Origin of the sequence: Microbacterium sp. BF1, from assembly GCF_019279095.1 — a bacterium.
Lineage (GTDB): Bacteria > Actinomycetota > Actinomycetes > Actinomycetales > Microbacteriaceae > Microbacterium > Microbacterium maritypicum.
Map to the genome: position 1 here is coordinate 1 of NZ_JAGYWT010000377.1, position 2468 is coordinate 2468.

The following is a 2468-nucleotide window of genomic DNA, read 5'->3' on the forward strand; positions in this document are numbered from 1 at the left end:
GGAGAAGGTGCTGCATGGTCCCCCTCCTCGTGCCGGTCTCTCGCTCCGGGGCGGAAGCCCGGCCTATTCGTAGAGGTCGTCGGTGTCGGCATCGTGCCTGACGCCGGATTCGAAGGCGACCTCTCGGGTATCTTCGCGCGGGCCGGCGACATCGGGTGCGCGGCGGATCGGCGTGATGCGCGCGGTGGCATCGCCGTCTGCGCGCAGCCGCTCTTCTGCGCGGGCGAAGAGCACGTGGGGCTCGACGCCGAGGTCGGCGCAGACCGCGTAGACGACGGGGACCGGGATCGCGCGCTTGCCCGTCACGTAGTTGTCGAGAGCGCTCCGGGCGATCCCGATGCTGCGCGCCATCGCTGCGATGCTGCTCCGTGACGCGGCGATCTCCGCGCGCATCTGGCGACCGACAGCGTCGTTGAACTCCTCGGCAGGTGTCTTCACCTGGCTCACCATAGCAGCGTGACGACTCCAGAATGCCGCCATTCTGGCTCATTCGAGCCCCATGCGCGTCTGTTCGTGGCGCTAGTGTAGGCAGATGGGGACAGAATTACGTCATTTGCTGGCATCTGAGGTCGACGGGGCGCGGTTCCACGCGGGGGTGTCCTTCTCCGAGCTGTCCGAGCGCTCGGGTATCGGGCCCGACGCCCTGGGAAATCTGCTCGACGGCATCGACGACTTCACGGTCGTCGACCTCGCGCGCATCGCCGAGGTCCTCGGCGTTCCTGTCACCGCTCTGCTCCCCGGCGCGGTGCCCGACGACTCCTGACGCCGTCGGCGCCGGAGGGTAGCGTTGTGCGCATGAAGACAGTGTCGTTCGGATCAGCCACCGCCCCCGCCGTCATCGCCGGAATGATGCGCATCGACGACAAGGACGACGCTCACATCCGCACGCTGTACGAAACCGCCCGCACCGCCGGTATCGACTTCTTCGACCACGCCGACATCTACGGCGGCAGCATGCATCACTGCGAGGCGCGGTTCGCCGATGCGCTGCAGCTCACCTCTTCCGAGCGCGACGAGATCGTTCTCCAGACGAAGTGCGGCATCGTGCCGTCGCAGGGGATGTTCGACTTCTCGTACGCGCACATCGTGGCGCAGGTCGATGCCATGCCCGCCAGCACCAGGGCCATCCAGACGGTGATCGGATAAGTGCCGTACAGCACGAACCCGATGCCGGAACCGTAGGGGTTGAGCATCACCGCGTTCAGGAACGCGAGCAGCGCGGGGCCCAGGAGCGCGAGCACCCCGGCTCCCGCCAGCAGCTGCCAGGGTCGCCAGCGCAGGAACGGGATGACCGCGACGTAGAGCAGGCCGTAGAGCGTGAGGATCACCGCGATCGGGGTGTTCAGCATCTCCAAGGCCAGACCGATCACGAAGATCACCGCGCCCCGGCCGATCAGGTTCAGCCGGATGCTCGGGATGTGCTCCCGCTCGGGGAGGGCGCTGCGCCCGGTCATCAGGGCGATCGAGATGCCGGCGAGCACCGCGAAGAGGATCGAGGAGCGTCCGTGCACCAGATCGGTCCAGGTGGCCGGGTCGAGCCACTGGAACGGCTCGGTCTCGCCGATGTGCGCTCCGGCCATGCCGAGGATCGCCAGCCCCCTGGCGATGTCAAGGCCCAGGATGCGCGGGGGCCGTCCGAACTCGTGGAACCACCGGACGGGAGCGAGAGCAGTGATCACCCCCCGATCGTAGGGGCTGACATCGGCATGCACATGTCCGATCCCGGCATACGATGGAGGGCTATGTCCTCCCCTGTGATCTCCTATCCCCCGGAGCTGCCGGTCAGTGCGGCCAGGGCCGAGATCTCCGATGCCATCCGCGACCATCAGGTCGTGATCGTCGCCGGTGCGACGGGCTCTGGCAAGACCACGCAGCTGCCGAAGATCGCGCTCGAGCTGGGGCGCGAGCGCATCGCGCACACGCAGCCCCGGCGTCTCGCCGCCCGCACGATCGCGGAACGAGTCGCGGAAGAGCTCCAGGTCGAGATGGGCGCGCTCGTCGGATACAAGGTGCGCTTCACCGACAAGGTGTCCGACGCCACCCGCATCGCCCTGATGACCGACGGCATCCTGCTCAACGAGATCCACCGCGACCGGCTGCTCACGCGCTACGACACGATCATCATCGACGAGGCGCACGAGCGCTCCCTCAACGTCGACTTCCTGCTCGGCTACCTGGCCCGCATCCTCCCGGAGCGCCCCGACCTCAAGGTGATCATCACCTCGGCGACGATCGATCCGGAGAGCTTCGCGAAGCACTTCGCCGCCTCCGACGGCACGCCGGCACCGATCATCGAGGTCTCCGGACGCACCTATCCGGTGGAGATCCGCTATCGCGGTCCGGTCGAGGATGCGGACGACGAGGCCGAGCCGGCCGAGCCGGAGGACGAGGTCTCGGCCATCGTCGCCGCGCTGCGTGAACTCGACCGCGAGGCGCCGGGCGACGTGCTCGTCTTCCTCCCCGGCGAG

Annotated in this window: 4 protein-coding genes and 1 pseudogene; 3 read left to right on the forward strand and 2 right to left on the reverse strand. The window is 67.8% G+C overall.

The genetic code is table 11. The features are described from left to right. Window positions 1–63 precede the first annotated feature (63 nt). Entirely contained in the window at window positions 64–438 is a 375-nt protein-coding gene (locus tag KZA10_RS12330) for a helix-turn-helix domain-containing protein (protein ID WP_229778820.1), read from the reverse strand. A 94-nt stretch (window positions 439–532) separates the two neighbouring features. Here KZA10_RS12330 and KZA10_RS12335 point away from each other — a divergent pair, with 94 nt between their 5' ends. Both KZA10_RS12335 and KZA10_RS12340 read left to right on the forward strand, forming a co-directional pair. After that, entirely contained in the window at window positions 533–763 is a 231-nt protein-coding gene (locus tag KZA10_RS12335; RefSeq protein ID WP_219870255.1) for a helix-turn-helix domain-containing protein, read from the forward strand. An 86-nt stretch (window positions 764–849) separates the two neighbouring features. Further along, window positions 850–1146, forward strand: coding sequence for an aldo/keto reductase (locus tag KZA10_RS12340; RefSeq protein WP_256934799.1), 297 nt, complete (start codon window positions 850–852; stop codon window positions 1144–1146). On the opposite strand, the pseudogene KZA10_RS18535 reads toward KZA10_RS12340, so the two are convergent. Then, window positions 1146–1826, reverse strand: a pseudogene (locus KZA10_RS18535) (heparan-alpha-glucosaminide N-acetyltransferase domain-containing protein); the annotation flags it as partial. The gene KZA10_RS12340 and the pseudogene KZA10_RS18535 sit on opposite strands and share 1 nt — an antisense overlap. On the opposite strand from KZA10_RS18535, the gene KZA10_RS12350 reads away from it, so the two are divergent. Further along, window positions 1743–2468, forward strand: a 726-nt coding sequence (locus KZA10_RS12350; protein WP_218683016.1) for a DEAD/DEAH box helicase, incomplete at its 3' end; no start/stop codon positions are given. The pseudogene KZA10_RS18535 and the gene KZA10_RS12350 sit on opposite strands and share 84 nt — an antisense overlap.

Coding starts and splice junctions, on each gene's coding strand:
- KZA10_RS12335 (WP_219870255.1), top strand. CDS start 533: ATGGGGACAGAATTACGTCATTTGCTGGCATCTGAGGTCGACGGGGCG.
- KZA10_RS12340 (WP_256934799.1), top strand. CDS start 850: ATGCGCATCGACGACAAGGACGACGCTCACATCCGCACGCTGTACGAA.